Source organism: Halorubrum vacuolatum (assembly GCF_900188065.1).
In the GTDB taxonomy this organism is placed as follows: domain Archaea; phylum Halobacteriota; class Halobacteria; order Halobacteriales; family Haloferacaceae; genus Halorubrum; species Halorubrum vacuolatum.
Genome location: NZ_FZNQ01000072.1, coordinates 1 through 1,000, shown reverse-complemented (window position 1 = coordinate 1,000; position 1,000 = coordinate 1). Strand labels below are relative to the sequence as shown.

The window sequence follows — 1,000 nt, the reverse complement described above, 5'->3', positions numbered from 1 at the left end:
CGAGCAAGGCGACTCCCATTACCGTCTTCTCGACCTCGTTTTCCTAAACTCATTACGGCGTGATCGCGTTGCTGTCTTCCATTTTCAATAGAGCAGGATACGCTGTTATCTTGATGTAGCGCGTTCATTGTGTTAAACCCATTGGACACATGTGTCTTATTAGACTGTATAGATATGAATGGATACAACCCGGTATCTACGATAATGTCGGATGCTACGGCGAAGTTCGTCTGGAAGTTGGCTCGCCGTCACTCGTGGATCGCCCATTCCGGCTGGGCAACTTGTTCGTCTCGTTGCGGGAACGGAAGGTCATGATGAGCTGAGAGAGGTCCTCGAAGACGAGGTGACCGAACTGCCATTCATTGCACAGTCGCCGGACGGGCTCTATATTCCAAACGGTCAGGACGCCCATATTGCGGCCGCTGATTGGTTACGGGAGCAAACAGCAGTTAGTGACCTCACGATCAAAGCAACCCTGTCACGATTACCAAACGACTGGCCCGAGGACGTATAACTGGCTCCGGTTGTTGATCCCCTCGCTAGGTGACTTGTTTCAAGAGTTCTGCTGAATAGACAGCGCGAATCTTTCAATCGGCGAGATCGACATCCGTGAATTCAAATCGGGCCCCGTCTGTCCTGCCATCTGCTACTCGAATAGCCCATCCATGGGTATCGACAATCTCAGCCACGATAGCTAAGCCAAATCCAGTACTTTCCTCTCCCGTCGAATATCCCGGTTCAAAGACTTCAGTACGCTTCTCCGGTAGTATCCCGGGACCGTCATCTTCGATGAAAAATCCGTCACTCTGGTCTCCAACGATCACAGTCACGTCCTCACCAGCGTGTTCGACCGCGTTTCTGAATAGATTCTCAAGCATCTGTTGTAACTGACTTGGATTAGCCCTGAGCGTTCGGTCTGTCTCAGAGACAAGTGTCGCGTCTTTTGTACTGACGTTTGACCAAGATGACTCCACTACCTCGCTCAGCGAGACGTCTTCGC

At 51.2% G+C, this 1,000-nt stretch carries 2 protein-coding genes; one reads left to right on the top strand and one right to left on the bottom strand.

Translation table 11 applies throughout. The annotated features are described in order from the left end of the window. Positions 1–211: 211 nt before the first annotated feature. On the top strand, positions 212–514 hold the full coding sequence (locus tag CHB65_RS17595; RefSeq protein ID WP_179213721.1) for a hypothetical protein: 303 nt from the start codon (positions 212–214) through the stop codon (positions 512–514). Between the two features lie 73 nt (positions 515–587). Here the strand turns inward: CHB65_RS17595 and CHB65_RS16690 are convergent. Then, positions 588–1,000 (bottom strand): sensor histidine kinase (locus CHB65_RS16690; protein WP_143420485.1); only part of this gene is annotated, 413 nt, incomplete at its 5' end.